This window comes from Kitasatospora sp. NPDC090091 (genome assembly GCF_044747365.1).
In the GTDB taxonomy this organism is placed as follows: domain Bacteria; phylum Actinomycetota; class Actinomycetes; order Streptomycetales; family Streptomycetaceae; genus Kitasatospora.
Window position 1 is genome coordinate 149,432 of sequence record NZ_JBIVDY010000003.1, and the last position, 16,212, is coordinate 165,643.

Annotated in this window: 17 protein-coding genes; 7 read left to right on the forward strand and 10 right to left on the reverse strand. The window is 73.9% G+C overall.

The features are described from left to right. The gene (locus ACIPSC_RS06355) at nt 1-846 is read left to right on the forward strand and encodes an isoprenyl transferase (protein WP_400823566.1); all 846 of its coding nucleotides are present in this window, start codon (nt 1-3) and stop codon (nt 844-846) included. A 123-nt stretch (nt 847-969) separates the two neighbouring features. Here ACIPSC_RS06355 and ACIPSC_RS06360 read toward each other — a convergent pair whose 3' ends face one another. The 4 genes from ACIPSC_RS06360 to ACIPSC_RS06375 are packed head-to-tail and all read right to left on the reverse strand — an operon-like array spanning nt 970 to nt 4,139. Beyond that, a complete protein-coding gene (locus ACIPSC_RS06360) occupies nt 970-1,383 on the reverse strand; it encodes a Fur family transcriptional regulator (RefSeq protein ID WP_400823568.1) in 414 nt (137 codons plus the stop codon). A gap of 35 nt (nt 1,384-1,418) precedes the next feature. Next, complete coding sequence (locus ACIPSC_RS06365; RefSeq protein ID WP_400823570.1) at nt 1,419-2,408, reverse strand: metal ABC transporter permease; 990 nt, start codon at nt 2,406-2,408, stop codon at nt 1,419-1,421. Beyond that, the gene (locus ACIPSC_RS06370) at nt 2,405-3,169 is read right to left on the reverse strand and encodes a metal ABC transporter ATP-binding protein (RefSeq protein WP_400823573.1); all 765 of its coding nucleotides are present in this window, start codon (nt 3,167-3,169) and stop codon (nt 2,405-2,407) included. The genes ACIPSC_RS06365 and ACIPSC_RS06370 overlap by 4 nt, the downstream gene beginning before the upstream one ends. Nucleotides 3,170-3,185: 16 nt before the next feature. After that, complete coding sequence (locus ACIPSC_RS06375) at nt 3,186-4,139, reverse strand: metal ABC transporter substrate-binding protein (RefSeq protein ID WP_400823575.1); 954 nt, start codon at nt 4,137-4,139, stop codon at nt 3,186-3,188. A 190-nt stretch (nt 4,140-4,329) separates the two neighbouring features. Between ACIPSC_RS06375 and ACIPSC_RS06380 the strand changes: the two genes are divergently transcribed. Then, nucleotides 4,330-5,712 carry a glycine--tRNA ligase gene (locus ACIPSC_RS06380; protein ID WP_400823577.1) on the forward strand — a complete coding sequence of 461 codons (1,383 nt, stop codon included), beginning with the start codon at nt 4,330-4,332 and terminating at the stop codon, nt 5,710-5,712. Between the two features lie 116 nt (nt 5,713-5,828). Here ACIPSC_RS06380 and ACIPSC_RS06385 read toward each other — a convergent pair whose 3' ends face one another. The 3 genes from ACIPSC_RS06385 to ACIPSC_RS06395 all read right to left on the reverse strand — a co-directional run bounded on the left by ACIPSC_RS06385 (nt 5,829) and on the right by ACIPSC_RS06395 (nt 8,949). Then, entirely contained in the window at nt 5,829-7,136 is a 1,308-nt protein-coding gene (locus tag ACIPSC_RS06385; RefSeq protein WP_400823579.1) for a hypothetical protein, read from the reverse strand. Nucleotides 7,137-7,204: 68 nt separating this feature from the next. Next, nucleotides 7,205-8,374 (reverse strand): hypothetical protein, encoded by a 1,170-nt coding sequence (locus tag ACIPSC_RS06390; RefSeq protein WP_400823581.1) that lies wholly within the window; start codon nt 8,372-8,374, stop codon nt 7,205-7,207. Further along, complete coding sequence (locus ACIPSC_RS06395; protein ID WP_400823583.1) at nt 8,371-8,949, reverse strand: NADAR family protein; 579 nt, start codon at nt 8,947-8,949, stop codon at nt 8,371-8,373. Before ACIPSC_RS06395 ends, ACIPSC_RS06390 begins: the two co-directional genes overlap by 4 nt. Nucleotides 8,950-9,053: 104 nt before the next feature. On the opposite strand from ACIPSC_RS06395, the gene ACIPSC_RS06400 reads away from it, so the two are divergent. Next, the gene (locus tag ACIPSC_RS06400; protein ID WP_400823585.1) at nt 9,054-9,704 is read left to right on the forward strand and encodes a hypothetical protein; all 651 of its coding nucleotides are present in this window, start codon (nt 9,054-9,056) and stop codon (nt 9,702-9,704) included. Between the two features lie 152 nt (nt 9,705-9,856). On the opposite strand, the gene ACIPSC_RS06405 is transcribed toward ACIPSC_RS06400, so the two are convergent. Further along, complete coding sequence (locus tag ACIPSC_RS06405) at nt 9,857-11,182, reverse strand: MFS transporter (RefSeq protein WP_400824093.1); 1,326 nt, start codon at nt 11,180-11,182, stop codon at nt 9,857-9,859. 269 nt (nt 11,183-11,451) lie between these two features. Between ACIPSC_RS06405 and ACIPSC_RS06410 the strand changes: the two genes are divergently transcribed. Then, nucleotides 11,452-12,330: a helix-turn-helix transcriptional regulator gene (locus ACIPSC_RS06410; RefSeq protein ID WP_400823587.1), complete on the forward strand. Its 879-nt coding sequence runs from the start codon at nt 11,452-11,454 to the stop codon at nt 12,328-12,330. 117 nt (nt 12,331-12,447) lie between these two features. On the opposite strand, the gene ACIPSC_RS06415 is transcribed toward ACIPSC_RS06410, so the two are convergent. Continuing rightward, nucleotides 12,448-12,897, reverse strand: a complete 450-nt coding sequence (locus ACIPSC_RS06415) for a hypothetical protein (RefSeq protein ID WP_400823589.1) — start codon at nt 12,895-12,897, stop codon at nt 12,448-12,450. Next, complete coding sequence (locus ACIPSC_RS06420; RefSeq protein ID WP_400823591.1) at nt 12,894-13,433, reverse strand: hypothetical protein; 540 nt, start codon at nt 13,431-13,433, stop codon at nt 12,894-12,896. Before ACIPSC_RS06420 ends, ACIPSC_RS06415 begins: the two co-directional genes overlap by 4 nt. Nucleotides 13,434-13,568: 135 nt before the next feature. Here ACIPSC_RS06420 and ACIPSC_RS06425 point away from each other — a divergent pair, with 135 nt between their 5' ends. The 3 genes from ACIPSC_RS06425 to ACIPSC_RS06435 are packed head-to-tail and all read left to right on the forward strand — an operon-like array spanning nt 13,569 to nt 16,209. Then, the gene (locus ACIPSC_RS06425) at nt 13,569-14,798 is read left to right on the forward strand and encodes a sensor histidine kinase (protein ID WP_400823593.1); all 1,230 of its coding nucleotides are present in this window, start codon (nt 13,569-13,571) and stop codon (nt 14,796-14,798) included. Further along, a complete protein-coding gene (locus ACIPSC_RS06430) occupies nt 14,786-15,430 on the forward strand; it encodes a response regulator (RefSeq protein WP_395296286.1) in 645 nt (214 codons plus the stop codon). Before ACIPSC_RS06425 ends, ACIPSC_RS06430 begins: the two co-directional genes overlap by 13 nt. 2 nt (nt 15,431-15,432) lie before the next feature. Next, the gene (locus ACIPSC_RS06435) at nt 15,433-16,209 is read left to right on the forward strand and encodes a DUF4097 family beta strand repeat-containing protein (protein WP_400823595.1); all 777 of its coding nucleotides are present in this window, start codon (nt 15,433-15,435) and stop codon (nt 16,207-16,209) included. Nucleotides 16,210-16,212: the final 3 nt, after the last annotated feature.

A 16,212-nucleotide genomic window follows, 5' to 3' on the forward strand; every position in this document is an offset into this window, starting at 1 on the left:
ATGGTAGCGCGACGGCTCTTCGGCGGCGGCAAGCAGCGGGCGTACGTCCCCCCGACCCCGCACCCCAGTGGCGCCCAGCCCCCGAAGATCCCCGGCGAGCTGGTGCCCGACCACGTGGCCATCGTGATGGACGGCAACGGCCGCTGGGCCAAGGAGCGCGGGCTGCCGCGCACCGAGGGCCACAAGGTCGGCGAGAGCGTCGTGCTGGACGTCCTCAGGGGCGCGATCGAGCTCGGCGTGAAGAACATCTCGCTGTACGCGTTCTCGACCGAGAACTGGAAGCGCTCGCCCGACGAGGTGAAGTTCCTGATGAACTTCAACCGGGACGTCATCCGCCGCCGCCGCGACGAGATGGACGCGATGGGCGTGCGGATCCGCTGGGCCGGCCGGATGCCGAAGCTGTGGAAGAGCGTCGTCCAGGAGCTCCAGGTCGCCGAGGAGCAGACCAAGGGCAACGACGCCGTGACGCTCTACATGTGCGTCAACTACGGCGGCCGGGCCGAGCTGGCGGACGCGGCGCAGGCCATCGCGGCCGACGTCGCGGCCGGGAAGCTGGACCCGCGGAAGGTCAACGAGAAGACCATCGCCAAGTACCTGTACCACCCGGACATGCCGGACGTGGACCTCTTCCTGCGCCCGAGCGGCGAGCAGCGGACGTCCAACTTCCTGCTCTGGCAGTCCGCGTACGCCGAGTTCGTGTTCCAGGACGTGCTCTGGCCGGACTTCGACCGCCGGGACCTCTGGCGGGCCTGCGAGCAGTACGCGATGCGCGACCGCCGCTTCGGCGGGGCGATCCCCAACGACGTGGCCCAGTCGGCGGTGGCGGATCTGCCCTCGCAGCGCTGACGCGTCGGAGACGCCGGTGCCGGCGCCGGAAGCGGTGCGGCGCCGACGCCCGGACAGCCGGAAGGGCCCCGCGGGACGCGTCCCGCGGGGCCCTTCCGTGTCCCGTGCCGGCCTGTTGCCGGCTCAGGCCTGCTTCTTGGCGCACTCCGAGCAGGTGCCGAAGATCTCCAGCGTGTGCGCGATGTCGCTGAACCCGTGCTCGGCGGCGACCGAGTTGGCCCAGCGCTCGACGGCCGGGCCCTCGACCTCGACCGTGGCGCCGCAGTGCCGGCAGACCAGGTGGTGGTGGTGCCCGCTGCTGCAGCGGCGGTACACGGCCTCGCCGTCGGCGGTGCGCAGGACGTCCACCTCGCCCGCGTCGGCGAGCGACTGCAGCGTGCGGTAGACCGTGGTCAGGCCCACCGAGTCGCCGCGGTGCTTGAGCATGTCGTGGAGCTCCTGCGCGCTGCGGAAGTCCGCGATCTCGTCCAGGGCCGCCGAGACGGCGGCACGCTGCCGGGTCGATCGGGCGCGCGGCGACGGGCCTGCGGTGGTCACCGTGGGTCCTCCTGGGGGTGTGGGCGTCTCGCCCCTCATTGTGCCAGCCCCGCCCTCCGCTCCGGAGTGGTCGCGTCGGACGGACCCTGACCGGACGAACCGTGGCCGGACGGACCCCGGCCCGACGGACCCTGACCGGACGAACCCTGGCCGGGCAGCCGCACGTCGCAGACCGCCGGGCCGGCGTCGGCGGCCGGCCGGTGCCGGCGGCGGGCCAGCGGGCCGGCGATCGCGCTGAAGACCGCGAAGACGACGATGGCCAGCAGCACGATGGCGGGGCCGGGGGGCAGCTCGGCCTCGAAGGAGGTGGTGACGCCGGCCAGCGAGACGACCACGCCGAGCGCGATCGAGGCCGCCTGGGTGACGGCGAAGGAGCGGGTGAGCTGCTGGGCGGCCACCACCGGCACCACCATCAGCGCGCTGACCAGCAGCAGGCCGACCACCCGCATGGCCACGGTGACGGTGACCGCGGCCATCACGGCGAGCAGCAGGTTGAGCAGGCGCACCGGCAGGCCGGTGACCCGGGCGAAGTCCTCGTCCTGGCAGATCGCGAAGAGCTGGCGGCGCAGGCCGACGGTGACGGCGATGACCACCGCGCCGAGGACGGCGATGGTGACGAGATCCGCCGGGTCCACGGTCAGGATCGAGCCCCAGAGGTAGCTCTCCAGGGCCGTGGCCCCGCCCTGGGCGGACGTGGAGACCAGCAGCTTGCCGCAGGCCATGCCGCCGTAGAAGAGCAGGGCGAGGGCGATGTCGCCGCGCTGGTTGCCGCGCGAGCGGACCAGCTCCATCGTGACGGCGCCGAGCACGCAGACCAGCACGGCCATCCAGACCGGGCTGGTGTTGAAGACGAAGCCGAGGCCGACGCCCGTCATCGCGACGTGGCCCATGCCGTCGCCCATCAGCGCCTGGCGACGCTGCACCAGGTAGATGCCGACGGCGGGTGCGGTGAAGCCGACCAGCACGGCGGCGAGCAGGGCGCGCTGCATGAAGTCGTAGCTGAGCATCTCGGTCAGGTCGATCATGCGAGCAGCCTCGGCGGGGTGTGGTCGGCGTGCGGGTGGACGTGGTCGTGGCCGGGCAGGGCGTGCAGGCCGGTGTTGGGGACGGGCGGCCCGTCGTGGGCCACGCAGCCGTCGCGGAGCACCACCGTGCGGTCGATCAGCGGTTCCAGCGGTCCGAGTTCGTGCAGCACCAGCAGGACTGCGGCGCCGCGTGCGACCTCGCTGCGCAGGGTGTCGGCGAGCACCTGCTGGCTGGCGGCGTCCACCCCGGCCATCGGCTCGTCCATGATCAGCAGGTCGGGCGAGCCGACCAGGGCGCGGGCGATCAGCACCCGCTGCTGCTGGCCCCCGGAGAGGTCGGCGACGCCGTCCGAGGCCCGGTCGATCATGCCGACGGCGGTCAGCGCGCGGTCCACCGCCTCCCGGTCCCGGCGCCGGAACGGCAGCAGCCGGTGCTGCGGCAGCCGGCCGGTGGAGACCACCTCGCGGACGGTGGCCGGGACGCCGGAGGCGGCGGTGGTGCGCTGCGGCACGTAGCCGATCCGGTGCCAGGCGCGGAACTTGGCGAACGGCGTGCCGAACAGCTCCAGCTCGCCGTGCTCCAGGGCCACGGCGCCGGTCACGGCCTTGACGGTGGTGGACTTGCCGGAGCCGTTGGCGCCGAGCAGGGCGACGACCTCGCCGGCGGCCACGGTCAGGTCGACGCCGCGCAGCACCGGCCGGCCGCCGCGGGAGGCGACGGCGGCACGCAGGTGCACGGCCGGAGGTGTCAGGTGGGTCATCGCTTCTGCCGTCCTGTCAGCTGGTGGTGGCGCCGAGCGCGGCCCGGAGGTTGGCCAGGTTCTGGCGCATGACCGTCAGGTAGTCGTCCTTGGCCGGCTCCTTGAGGCCCTCCAGCGGGTCCAGGACGGCGGTCTTGAGGCCGAGGTCCTTGGCGACGGTGTCGGCGAGCTTGGAGCTGACCAGGGTCTCGAAGAAGATCGTGGTGACGCCGTTCTCCTTGGCGGCCTTCTGGACGTCGGCGAGGCGGGCCGGGGTGGGCTCGGACTCCGGGTCGACGCCGTTGATGGCGACCTGGGTGAGGCCGTAGTGCTCGGCGAGGTAGCCGAAGGCGGCGTGGCTGGTGACGAAGGTCCTGTTCCCGGCGTCCTTCAGGCCGGCCTTGAACTCCTCGTCCAGCGCGGTGAGCCGGCCGACCAGGTCGTCGGTGTTCTTCCGGTAGTCCTCGGCGTGCTCCGGGTCGGCCTTGGCGAACTCGGCGCCGACGCTCTTGGCGACCGCCGCGTAGCGGGTCGGGTCGAGCCAGATGTGCGGGTCGCCGGCGGCCCCGTCGTGGTCGTGGCCGTCGCCCTCGGCGTGGCCCTCCGCGAGGTGGTGGTCCTCCAGCGGACTGGCCGCGGCGGCGTCGACCACGTGCTTGGCGGAGGAGCCTGCCACCGCCTTGTCCACGGTGGGCTGCAGGCCCTTGAGGTAGACCACCGCGCCGGCCTTCTTGACGGCGGCCACCTGCTTGGCGGTGAGCTCCAGGTCGTGCGGTTCGACGCCGGCGGCGGTGAGGTCGATGACCTTGACGTGCTCGCCGCCGATCTGCGCGGCGAGGTACTCCATCGGATAGAAGGAGGCGACGACGTCCAGCTTGCCGTCCGTGCCCTTGGCGCTGCTGTCCCCGCCGCAGGCGGTGAGGAGGAGGGCGGCCGTGAGGGTGGTGGCGGCCAAGGCCATGGAAGCGCCGGCAGGTCGTCGGATCATCATGACAACCATTCTCAGGTTAATTGGAAATGATTGTCAAATCACTCGGGCGGGTGAACGGTCGGTGGGGGTGGCCGGGACGGGCCGGGCGATACCGATTTGAACCTCGTACCCGGATGGCCGGTAACCTGAGGTATTCGGGAACGTGCAACCAGCCGTGCCCTGACCGTGCCGTCGTACTGAAGAGAGCACTGTGGCCGCCGACAAGATCGACACGATCGTCAGCCTGAGCAAGCGCCGTGGCTTCGTCTACCCCTGCAGCGAGATCTACGGCGGCACGCGTGCCGCCTGGGACTACGGGCCGCTGGGCGTCGAGCTGAAGGAGAACATCAAGCGCCAGTGGTGGCGCGCGATGGTCCAGGCCCGTGAGGACGTCGTCGGACTCGACTCGTCGGTGATCCTGGCCCGCGAGGTGTGGGAGGCCTCCGGCCACGTCGCGACCTTCAACGACCCGCTGACCGAGTGCCTCTCCTGCCACAAGCGCCACCGGGCCGACCACCTGGAGGAGAAGTACGAGGCCAAGCACGGCTTCCCGCCGCCGAACGGCCTCCAGGACATCAACTGCCCGGACTGCGGCACCAAGGGTTCCTTCACCGAGCCCAAGGACTTCTCCGGCATGCTGAAGACCCACCTCGGCGTCACCGAGGAGGCGAGCGGCCTGGCCTACCTGCGCCCGGAGACCGCCCAGGGCATCTTCACCAACTTCAAGGCCGTCCAGACCACCTCGCGCAAGAAGCCGCCGTTCGGTATCGCCCAGACCGGCAAGAGCTTCCGCAACGAGATCACCCCCGGCAACTTCATCTTCCGCACCCGCGAGTTCGAGCAGATGGAGATGGAGTTCTTCGTCAAGCCGGGCGAGGACGAGCAGTGGCACGAGTACTGGCTCCAGCAGCGCTGGGACTGGTACGTCGACCTCGGCCTGCGGACCGAGAACATGCGCTTCTTCGAGCACCCGAAGGAGAAGCTCTCCCACTACGCCAAGCGCACGGTGGACATCGAGTACCGCTTCAACTTCGGTGGCAGCGAGTTCTCCGAGCTGGAGGGCATCGCCAACCGCACCGACTACGACCTCACGGTGCACAGCGAGGCCTCCGGCCAGGACCTCAAGTACTTCGACCAGGAGTCCGGCGAGCGGTACTTCCCGTTCGTCATCGAGCCGGCAGCGGGCCTCAACCGCGCCATGCTGGCCTTCCTGATCGACGCCTACTTCGAGGACGAGGCGCCGAACGCCAAGGGCGTCATGGAGAAGCGCGTCGGCATGCGGCTCGACCCGCGCCTGGCCCCGGTCAAGGTCGCGGTGCTGCCGCTGTCGCGCAACGCCGACCTCTCGCCGAAGGCCCGCGGCCTGGCCGCCGACCTGCGCACCGCGTGGAACGTCGAGTTCGACGACGCGGGCGCGATCGGCAAGCGCTACCGCCGCCAGGACGAGATCGGCACGCCGTTCTGCGTCACCGTCGACTTCGACACCCTTGAGGACAACGCCGTGACGGTGCGCGACCGCGACACCATGTCGCAGGAGCGCGTCTCGCTGGACCAGGTGAAGTCGTACCTGGCGGCGCGGCTGATCGGCTGCTGAGGCCCCTCCGCTCGACCCGGAGCCCCCGTTCGCCCTTCCGGGCGGGCGGGGGCTCCGGCGTTGCTGACGGTGTTGTTGACCCGCGCTGCCGGTCGGTGGCTTGCGCAACCGCTCGCTCAGCGCCGGCCCCAGCGGGAGCGGGGCCGGCCGGCGGGGGTGGTGGGCAGCCCGGCCGTGCGGAGGGCGGCGAGCGTGGTGCGGTGGCGGCCCTCGTCCGCGGTCAGTACGGCCAGCAGCCCGTCGTAGAGCTCCCGGCGGTCCTTCAACGCGGAGGCCAGCCGGACCAGTTCGGCGGACGGGCGGAGCGCGGCGAGCTCGTGCAGCAGGACGGCGGGCAGCGGCGCGGGCAGCGTGCCGACCAGGGCGGTGAGGTCGGCGGTGGGCCGGCCGGCCGCCTGGCGCAGCAGGGTCCGGACGTCGCCGGCGCGGCCCGCCCGCTCCAGGGCGGCGGCGAGGGCGGTCAGTTCGGCGGTCGGTGCGGAGCCCCAGTTCCAGAGCAGGGTGGCGCCGTCGGCGGGCTGTCCGGTCTGCTCCAGGGCGGCGAGCAGGGCCGGCAGGGCGTCGGCCGGGTGGCCCCAGAGGGCGTGGAACAGCTCGGTGGCCTCCTCGGCGAGGCCGGCCTGGCGCAGCTCGGCGAGGGTGGCGGCGGCCTGCTCGGGCTCGCCGTTCGCGGCGCCGCGGGCCAGCCGGACGGAGGCGCCGTCCGGGCCGCCCCGGGCCAGCAGTGCGGCGAGGCGGGCGGTGTCGGGCGGCAGGAGGAGGGCGGCGGCCTGGTCGAGCAGGGCGGCGCTCTCCCGGGCGGCGCCCTGGCGGTGCAGGGTGACGATCCGCTCGGCGAGGGCGGCGAGTTCGCCGGGGGAGCGGCGGCGGGGCGGCTTGGGCGCGGGCGGTGGTGGGGGCGGTGCCTGGGGGGCCGCCGCCGGGGCTTCGGGCTCCTCGGGGCGGGCCTGCACGTCGTCGGACCGGGCCTGCGTGGTGCCGGACCGGGTTCCTGGGGCGGACCGGGTTCCTGGGGTGGGCGGCGGGGGAGCGGGTTGTGGCGCCGATGGGGCGTACGGATCGTCGTACGCGCCCCCGAACCGGGCGTCGGCGCTCGGGCGGGGAGCCGGCCCCGGGGCCGCTTGGCGGGGGACGGGTTGGCGCAGGCGGTGCTCCAACTCCATGAGTTGCTCGCTCAGTTCCAGGCAGCGCGCGCCGATCTCCTCGCGCAGCGTCCGGGCCTTGGCGAGCTGTCGCAGCAGCTCGGCGTCCGGCCGCTGCCGCTCCGGGACGGCCCGGACGGCTTCGGCGAGCCGGCGCTCGCGCTGGTTGGCGTACTGCCGCGCGCGGAGTAACTCGTCCAGCTCCGCCCGTAGTTCGATGGCGTCCTGCTCGCTCTCACCTGTGTGTTGGGCTCTGGGTTGTTCCGTGTGCCGTATCCGCATGATCGCCGCACCCTGTCCATCTCGACCCTGACTGCGGGTCATCCTGGCGTCGGTAAACGGCGGTCACGTTACGAGAGTGCGTCGAGTGGCTTGCGACTGGCGTCCAGGAACGCGCAGACGGTGCCCGCGGTGCCGAGCGCGACGACGGCCGCCCGCAGGAGCGCGGCCTCGTAGTAGGGATCCGTGAAGCAGAGGACGGTCAGGCAGCCCGCGGCCGCACCCGCCGCGACGGGGAGCGCGAGCCGGGCGGTGGCGGCGACCAGCACCACGGCGCCCGCCGCGGCAGCGAGCGCGGGCGTACCGAAGCTCCCGGCGTACCGGACGGCGAGCGCGGGGACGAAGAACAGCACGAGTCCCCGGCCCAGGGCGTCCGTGAGCGCGGCGACGCGCGGGCCCGGTGTAGCGTCGGAGCGCGGCACGAAGCGGGTCGCGGCGAGCACGGAGAGCGCGACGACCGCGCGCACCAGCCGCTGTTCGTCCAGCCGGGCGAGGTTGTAGAGCAGCACGGTGTCGTAGAACACCAGCATCAGCTGGCCGTACGCCCACAGCTCGATCGCGAAGACGACCGGCCGGGGCGCGGTCGGTCCGGTGTCCGGTTCGCGCGAGGCGATCCGGGCGAGCAGCAGCGGTGTGACGAGCGCCGACGCGATCCGCAGGAGGATGTCGTCCACCGTGTAGGGATTGCGCAGGTCCCACTCCACCGCGCAGAACGCCGCGGTGTACGAGGCGGCGGCGAGCGGCAGCAGCGGGGAGCCGGCCACCCGGACGTACAGCGAGCGGTCCAGTCGGCGCAGCACCGCGGCGAACGCCAGGAGGACGAGGGGCAGTTCGAGGAACGCCTGGACGCGGAGGACGGACGGCGCGAGCAGTTCCGGCGCGGGTGTGTGCGCGGCGAGCCAGTCGATCGTCCGGCTGTCGCGCGGCACGGCGAACCACCCGGGCGGCAGGTGGCGCGCGATGAACGCGGTGCTCCCGTCGTGCACCCGCCGGACGTGGACGGCGAAGGCCAGTTGGTTGAGGAGGAACAGCACGCCGACGAGCGCGAGCAGCGCCTCCGGCCCGGGTGCCCGGCTGCGTGGGGGCCTCGTGCCGGGCCTCGTGCTCGGCCGGGTGCCGGGCCTGGGCGCGGCGGTGTGCCCGGGCCGGGCCCCGGGCCGCAGGACCCGGGGTGCGAGGGCGAGTGTGGCTCCCGTCGACAGCACGACCGTGCCGTCCAGCACGGGCGCGACCGTGCTCACCGCGCCAGCCGGGTGCGGGCCTCCATCAGGGCGAAGCCGAGCAGGTTCTCCCCCCGCCACGCGGCCGGTCGCTGCGCCCGCTCGTCGTCGGCGGCGAGTCCGATGCCCCAGATCCGGTCCACCGGGCTGGCCTCGACCAGGACGCGCCGGTCGGTGCCGAGCAGGTACTCCCCGAGTGCCTCGTCCTGCCCGAACTTGGCGAGGTTGCCCTGGACGACCAGCTCGAACCGGCCGGCCGTCCAGGCCGCGGCGTCGAAGCCCTTGACCATCCGTCCGAGCTTCTTGGCCTCGGCGGGGGTGGCGGCCCCGAGGATCCGGGGCACGATCGCCTCGTCCCCGAACATCCGGGCCTTCCCGGCCATCATCCAGTGCTCGGCGGAGGCGTACTCGACGCCGTCGACGGTGAACGCGCACGGCCACCACTGGCTCAGCGCCCCCGGACCGATCGACCCGTCCCGCTGCGGCCGGTGCCCCCAGAACAGCAGCCACTTCGGCTCCGCACCGCCGGCGACCGCGGCCACCAGCTCCGCCCGGTTGCGGGCGTCGAGCGGGTTCCCCGTGAATTCCTTGCTCATATCGTCATACTGACACAAAGGGGTGACGGTCGGCCAACGGCTTTCGCGCCCGGGGTGCGGTCCGCCCGTCCGTCGTGTCGGTGCTGCTTGGCATCATGATCGGTATGAGCCACAACATCTCGTACTCCACCGCCGACAAGGCCGATGTCCTGGCGTTCCTCGGTGCCGGTGACAACCTGACGGAGGACCAGCAGCGCCGCCTCGGCAACATGCGCCGGCTCGCCCAGGCGCACCAGGACAGCCTCGACCACCAGGACGTGGACTGGGGCCTGTCCGTCCCCGACGCCCTCGACCACCTGATAGCCGGGCGCGCGGACTCCGGTGCGGCCTGCGCGGGCAACGCCTACCACGCCGCCATGCAGCTCGTCATCGACCGCAACGCGTCCGACCCGTCGCAGCTGGGCACCTACTCCAAGCCGTCGACGTTCTTCGGCCTGGTGGACGACGAGATGCGCCGCCTGGGCGTGCCGGCCGACCTGCTGCCCCACGGCTACCTCTACGGCGGTCTGCCCGACGAGTTCCCCCACATCCCGTGGTCGGTCGACGGCTACCCGGCCATCGGCCACCTCCCGCTGGCCAAGGCCAAGCCCGCCGCCGACGCCTACCGCGCCGTCCTGGACCGGATGGACCCGGACTTCCGCTACGACGTCCAGGAGCTCATCGAGAAGCTGGAGTTCGAGCACGAGGAGTGGGAGCGCGCCACCCGGGACATCGACTGGTACACCCAGGACACGCTGTTCTTCTCCCTCACCTGAGGGCCCTGCGGACCGGGGGCGGCGGTGTCGGGCCACCCGGGCGGACCCGGGTCCCTGACCAGGGGGCAGGGGTGGCCGGACGACGCAGCGGCCCCTGCCGCTGCGATGAGCGGCAGGGGCCGGGAGCTCGGCCGTGACCCGAGGACGGACCGTCAGCCGATCGAGCGGGGGAGACGGAGGGTCAGACCGAGGATGGTCAGCGCGCCCAGCAGCTGGATGCCGAGGCAGAGGGCCAGCGCCCGGTCCATTCCGAGGGTGGGGGAGAGGGCCAGGAACAGGGAGCCCAGGGTGGCCACGCCCAGGGCGAGGCTGGACTGCTGACCGGTGGCGAGGACGCCGCTGCCCACGCCCGCCCGGTCGGCCGGCACCTTGGAGAGGACCACCCGGAACAGCGGGGTGCCGATCAGGCCCTGGCCGATGCCGGCGAGGGTGACGCCGGGCACCATCCGGAGCGGGGAGAAGTGCGCCCAGTCGGCGAGGACGGTCGCCGCCAGGGCGGCCAGGCCGGTCGCCTGGACCAGCGCGCCCGCGGTGAGCACCCGGCTGCCGAAGCGGCCGATCAGCCGGGGGCCGGCGAGCGAGGCGGCGAAGTAGCCGACGGCCATCGGGACCAGCGCCCAACCGGCCGTCACCGGGCCGAGGTGGAGGCCCTGCTGGAGCGCCACGGCGATGACGAACATGAACCCGCCGAACCCGGCGAAGAAGGGGAGCGCGATGCCGAGCCCGCGCCGCATCTCGGGGATCCGCAGCATGGTGGGCGGCACCAGCGGGGAGCCGCCGTTGCGCTCGGTGCGGCGCTCGACCAGGACGAACGCGGTGGCGAGGACCGGGAACAGCGCGAGCAGCACCCAGGACCAGAGCGGCCAGCCGGCCGCGCGGCCCTCCATCAGCGGGACCAGCAGGGCCAGCAGGGCGGCGGCGAGCAGCACGGTGCCGGGGACGTCGACCCGGGCGGCCCGCTCGGCGCGGTTCTCCGGCACGTACCGGACGGCGAGGACGAGGGTGAGCAGCGCGCACGGCACGTTGATCAGGAAGACCGAGCGCCAGCCGGTGCCGAAGACGTCGGCGGCGACGAGGATGCCGCCGAGCACCTGCCCGATCACCACCGAGATGCCGCCGACCGCGCCGTAGAGGCTGAGCGCGCGGCCGCGCCGGGCGCCGTGGGTGGCGGCCGTGACGGTGCCGAGCACCTGCGGGATCAGCAGCGCGGCCGAGGCGCCCTGCGCGGCCCGGGCGGCGACCAGCGTCCAGGCGTCCGGGGCGAGTCCGCAGGCGAGCGAGGTCAGGGCAAACGCGGCGGCGCCGACGGTGAAGAGGCGGCGGCGCCCGAAGATGTCGCCGAGCCGGCCGCCGAGCACCAGCAGGACGGCGAAGGCGATGCCGTACCCGGCGGCCACCAGCTCCAGCACGGCGGGGCCGGCGGCCAGGTCCTGGTCGATGGTGGGCAGGGCGACGTTGACGATGAAGAAGTCGAGCATCGTCAGGAAGGCCCCGAGCAGCAGGGTGGCCAGCCCGGCGGTGCCGAGCGGGGCGACGCCCGCCGGGGCGGCACCGGGGGTGGCGGTGACGGCTCCGGCCGGCTTGGGGGACGCGACGACGGTGGTCTTGGCGATGGTGGGCTTGGCGACGGCGAGTTGTTGGGTCACGGGTCATACGATCCGCCGCCCGACAACCTGGTACCAGAGTGTGCTTATCCAGGTATAAGAAGTACCTGGCAATAGGCTCCGCGCTGGCGCATGCTGGGGCCATGAGCCTGACGACAGCCCCCGCCCCCACCCCCGAGAGCGCCACCCCCGTCGCGCCCGCCGAGGCCCGGCGGCACGAGCTGGCCGCCTTCCTGCGCAGCCGCCGGGAGCGGATCGCGCCGGAGCAGGTGGGGCTGCCGATGACCGGCCGCCGCCGGACGCCGGGGCTGCGCCGCGAGGAGGTGGCGCTGCTCGCCGCGGTCGGCGTCACCTGGTACACGTGGCTCGAACAGGGGCGGGACATCCAGGTCTCCGCCCAGGTCCTGGACTCGGTGGCCCGGGCGCTGATGCTGGACCCGGCCGAGCGGGGCCACCTCTTCGTGCTGGCCGGGGCGGAGGACCCGGCGCCGGTGCGGGAGTGCCTGACGGTGACGCCGCCGATCCGGCTGGTCCTGGAGCAGATGTCGCCGATGCCCGCCGCGGTGGTCAACGCCCGCTTCGACGTGCTGGCGTACAACCGGCCCTACAGCCACATCATCGGGAACATCGACGAGTTGCCGTTCGAGGACCGGAACCTGATGTGGCTGGCGTTCACGCCCTCCCGCTTCCGGGACGTGCTGGTGGACCACGAGAACGAGCGGGAGACCATGGTGGCCCGCTTCCGGTCGGCGATGGCCGACCACAGCACCGAGCCGGCCTGGAAGGCGCTGCTCGCCCGGCTGCGCAAGGCCTCGCCGGACTTCGAGGCGGCCTGGCAGCGGCACGACGTGATGACCCCGGGCAACGGGCTGAAGCGGTTCGTGGTGCCGGGCATCGGGCTGCTGCACTGCGACTACACCAGCTTCTGGCTTGGGCCGCGGCCCAGCGCCCGCCTGGTGGCGTACACGCCCCGGGACGAGGAGACCCGGGCGCGGATGGGCCTGATGGCCGACGGGTTGTAGCGGGCGGGCTGCCCCGGGCGGGGCGGTCGGCGGGTGGGCTTGAGCGGGTGGCCGGGGTGGGCGAGCCTGTGAGCGGGTGGGCCGGAGCGGGTGGGGCCCGTGCGTGCGGGCGGGGGCTCAGGCGCGGGCGGCCGAGCGCCGGCCGAGTGCCAGGCAGAGGGCGGCCAGCGGCAGCTCGACGCAGCCGGCCATCACCACGGCGGCGAGCAGCGGCAGCCCCTGGCCGGCGGTGCCGACATCGGCCAGGGCGTCGCCGGTGAGCAGCACCGCCACCGCGCAGGCCGCCGGTAGCGCGGCCGGGCTCCGGCGCCGCAGCAGCGCGTCCAGCCGCAGCAGGGCGGCCAGTTCGCCGAGGTCCAGCGCGACCCAGGCGGTTTCGTGGCAGACCGCCAGCACCACCAGCCAGGGCAGCAGCGCGGTGGCGGCCACGGCGGGGAGCCGCCAGGCCCAGGCCGGCAGCGAGCCGGCGGGGCGGGCGGGGGAGCCGGCCCGGCGGGCCGGGCGGGCCGGTGCGAGGGCGGCGCGGGGCCGGGGAGCCGGACGCGGCGAAAGGACGGCGGTGCTCACAGCGCGCTCCCGGACCGCAGCGGGAGCCGCCGCCAGGGGCGGACCCGTTCCAGCGCCTGCCGCTCACAGCCGCCCGCGTGCCGGACCAGCACCCCGTCGAACCGGCCCTCGGCCCAGGCGAGCCAGAACTCACCGGCCACCGTGACGACTTCGGGCACCGCGACGATCCGGCCCGGGCGCCCCGGCCGGCGCAGCCGCCCGCCGGTGAACCCGACGGTGGGCACGGCGCCGCCGTGCGGCAGCCGGCCCCACGACAGCGCGGAGGACTCGCGCGCCCCGAGGAGCGTGCACCGCCGGGCGCCACGCAGCAGCGGTAAGCCGAGCCGGGTGGCGACCAGGACGTCCGCCAACTCGCCGTACTCGTAGACCTCCAGGGCCAGGCGTCCGCGCGTCGCCCGGGCGCTGCGCACCGACCACGGCCCGCGCGGCCCGGTCGGGCCCGACGGCCCGACCGGCAGCGGACCCTCGGCGCCGTCGGCGCCCTCGGCGGGGCGCCCGGACGGCGGGGTGGCGGAGTGCGATGCAGTGCTCGTCATGCCGTCAAGACTCCCGTCCGGCAAGGCCCCGCGTCGGTAGTGCACCGCACCGAATCGGGGGTGTAGCCAGGTACACCCCTACTCGGCAGCCCCCTTCATGGCAGCTGTCGATCACCGCCCTCTACGCTGTCGGCCGTGCCCACCACGACGCTGCGCCGCGCGCTCGCCAGGGGCGCCGCCCGGCCGCCGTGGTCGGCGGCGCCCTGGCGCGACACGCGCTTCCTCGCGGCCGGAATCCCGCCGGCCCTGCCGATCTGGTTCGCCGTCATGTCACCGCGGCTGTCCCTGGTGATCCTCGGCCTGGTCCTGCTCTGCCTGCGCCCGCTCACGGCGCTCCAGCGCAGCCGCCTGCGCGCCCTGCGCGGGATCGAGGTGCCTCCGCTGCTGCGGGCGGACGACGCCCCGAGCGGCCTGCTGCCCCGGATCCGCACCGGCGTGAGCTGGCGCCAGGTCGGCTACCACCTGCTGGCCGGGCCGCTGCTGGCGCTCGGCGCGCTGGCGGTCGTCTACGCCTGGGGCGCCGCCCTGGCGGGCACCACCGTCTGGGCGTGGGCCTGGCTGATGCCGGTCTCCAGTCCGGTGCGGCACCAGTGGTACCAGCTGGACGTCCCGCTCGCGGTCGGCGGCGCCGTGCTGCTGGCGGTGCTGCCGTGGGCGGCGGCCCTGCTCGCCCGGCTGGAGGAGCGGGCGGCCGTCCGGCTGCTCGGCCCGGGCCTGGCGGAGACGCTGGAGCACCGGATCGAGGAGGTCGTCGAGAGCCGGGCGGGCCTGGTCGACGCCGTCGACGCCGAGCGCCGCCGGATCGAGCGCGACCTGCACGACGGCGCCCAGCAGCGGCTCACCTCGCTGGCGATGAACCTCGGCCTGGCCCGCCGCACCCTCAAGGACGTGCGGCCGGAGGTCATGCAGGTGATAGTCGAGGCGCACGAGGAGGCTCAGGCCGCCATCGACGAGCTGCGCGACCTGGTCCGCGGCCTGCACCCGGCGGTCCTGGAGGACCGCGGTCTGGACGCGGCTCTCTCCGGCATCGCGGCCCGCGCGCCGCTGCCGGTCCGGCTCGACGTCCGGCTGGCCGAGCGCATAGCCCCGACCGTCGAGGCGGTCGCCTACTTCACCGTCTCCGAGGCGCTGACCAACGTCGCCAAGCACGCCCGGGCCTCCCGGGTGGACCTCTCGGTGCGGACGGCGGGCGGCCGGCTGCGCCTGGTCATCAGCGACGACGGCGTGGGCGGCGCGGACGCCGCGCGCGGCACTGGGCTCACCGGTCTGCGCAAGCGCGCCGCCTCGGTCGACGGCACGCTGTCCGTTCTCAGCCCCCTCGGGGGCCCGACCACCATCACCGTGGAGTTGCCGTGCGCGCTGTGATCGCCGAGGACTCGGTCCTGCTCAGGGTCGGCCTGGTCAAGGTCCTGGAGGCGGTGGGCTTCGAGGTGGCCGCCGCGGTCGGGGACGCCGAGGCGCTGCTCGCCGCGGTCGAGGAGCACCGCCCGCAGGTGGTGGTGGCCGACGTCCGGATGCCGCCGGGCTTCACCGACGAGGGCGTCCGGGCCGCGCTGCTGATCCGCCGGCAGTGGCCGGAGATCGCGGTGCTGCTGCTCTCCCAGTACGTCGAGGAGCGCTACGCCGCCGACCTGCTGGCCACCAACACCAGCGGGGTCGGCTACCTGCTCAAGCAGCGGGTGGCCAATGTGGACGACTTCGTGGACGCGCTGCAGCGGGTCGCCGAGGGCGGCACCGCGCTGGACCCGGAGGTCGTCGCCCAGCTGCTGGTCCGCCGCCACCGGGATCCGCTGGAGAAGCTGACCCCGCGCGAACGGGACGTGCTCGGCCTGATGGCGGAGGGCCGGTCCAACGCCGCGATCGCCGCCGCCCTGGTGGTCAGCGACAGCGCGGTGGCCAAGCACATCAACTCGATCTTCACCAAGCTCGACCTGCCCCCGGCCGACGACAGCCACCGCCGGGTGCTGGCGGTGCTGCGCTTCCTGGAGGTCGGATAGCCGTGCGGGAGGGTCGGGTCTGGCGGACGGTCGGGGCGCTGTCCCTGGCAGCGGTGCTGGTGGTCGGGGCGGTGCAGACCTGGGCGGTGGCGGTGCAGCAGCAGACGGTTTCGGAGCGGACGTACCCGGTCGCGGCGACCAGGGTGGTGCTGGACACCGGCCCCGCGACGGTGGTGGTCAAGCCGGGTGTCGAGGGGCAGACGGTGGTCCGGCGGCGGCTGGACTGGACGGTGCGCAAGCCGGTCGTCTCGGCGGAGTTCCTGGGCAGCACGCTGACCGTCACGATGCGGTGCAACCAGGTACTCCCCGGGGTGGACGTCAGCTGCGGCGCGCTGATCGAGCTGGAGGTGCCGCCGTCGGCCGCGGTGGAGGGCCAGGGCTCCTCCGGCAGTCTGCAGGTCTCGGGCCTGAGCGGGGAGGTGCGGCTCTCCTCCACCTCGGGGGAGATCCGGATGAACGGGATCTCCGGGTCGGTGGTCGCGCGGACCACCTCCGGCTCGGTGCGGGGCAGGGGCCTCACCTCCGCCCAGGTGGAGGTCGGGGCGACCTCGGGCTCGGTGTCCCTGGACTTCGCCAGGCCGCCGCACCTGGTGGACGTGGGTGCGACCTCCGGCTCGGTGGAGCTGGTCGTTCCGAAGGGGTCCCGGTACGCCTTCACGGGCGAGGCGGGCTCGGGCAGTCGGCACGTCGACCCGCTGCTGGCGGACTCCTCCAGCCCCGACCGGGTCCGGGTCGCGGTGACGTCCGGCTCGGTGAGCGCCGTCTCCTCGGACGGCTGACCG

What these genes read in the sequence shown, in the direction of transcription:
- ACIPSC_RS06385 (WP_400823579.1), bottom strand. Translation starts at nt 7,136, where the DNA reads ATGCGGATACGGCACACGGAACAACCCAGAGCCCAACACACAGGTGAG.
- ACIPSC_RS06365 (WP_400823570.1), bottom strand. Translation starts at nt 2,408, where the DNA reads ATGATCGACCTGACCGAGATGCTCAGCTACGACTTCATGCAGCGCGCC.
- ACIPSC_RS06400 (WP_400823585.1), top strand. Translation starts at nt 9,054, where the DNA reads ATGAGCCACAACATCTCGTACTCCACCGCCGACAAGGCCGATGTCCTG.
- ACIPSC_RS06405 (WP_400824093.1), bottom strand. Translation starts at nt 11,182, where the DNA reads ATGCTCGACTTCTTCATCGTCAACGTCGCCCTGCCCACCATCGACCAG.
- ACIPSC_RS06410 (WP_400823587.1), top strand. Translation starts at nt 11,452, where the DNA reads ATGAGCCTGACGACAGCCCCCGCCCCCACCCCCGAGAGCGCCACCCCC.
- ACIPSC_RS06355 (WP_400823566.1), top strand. Translation starts at nt 1, where the DNA reads ATGGTAGCGCGACGGCTCTTCGGCGGCGGCAAGCAGCGGGCGTACGTC.
- ACIPSC_RS06395 (WP_400823583.1), bottom strand. Translation starts at nt 8,949, where the DNA reads ATGAGCAAGGAATTCACGGGGAACCCGCTCGACGCCCGCAACCGGGCG.
- ACIPSC_RS06420 (WP_400823591.1), bottom strand. Translation starts at nt 13,433, where the DNA reads ATGACGAGCACTGCATCGCACTCCGCCACCCCGCCGTCCGGGCGCCCC.
- ACIPSC_RS06370 (WP_400823573.1), bottom strand. Translation starts at nt 3,169, where the DNA reads ATGACCCACCTGACACCTCCGGCCGTGCACCTGCGTGCCGCCGTCGCC.
- ACIPSC_RS06375 (WP_400823575.1), bottom strand. Translation starts at nt 4,139, where the DNA reads ATGATGATCCGACGACCTGCCGGCGCTTCCATGGCCTTGGCCGCCACC.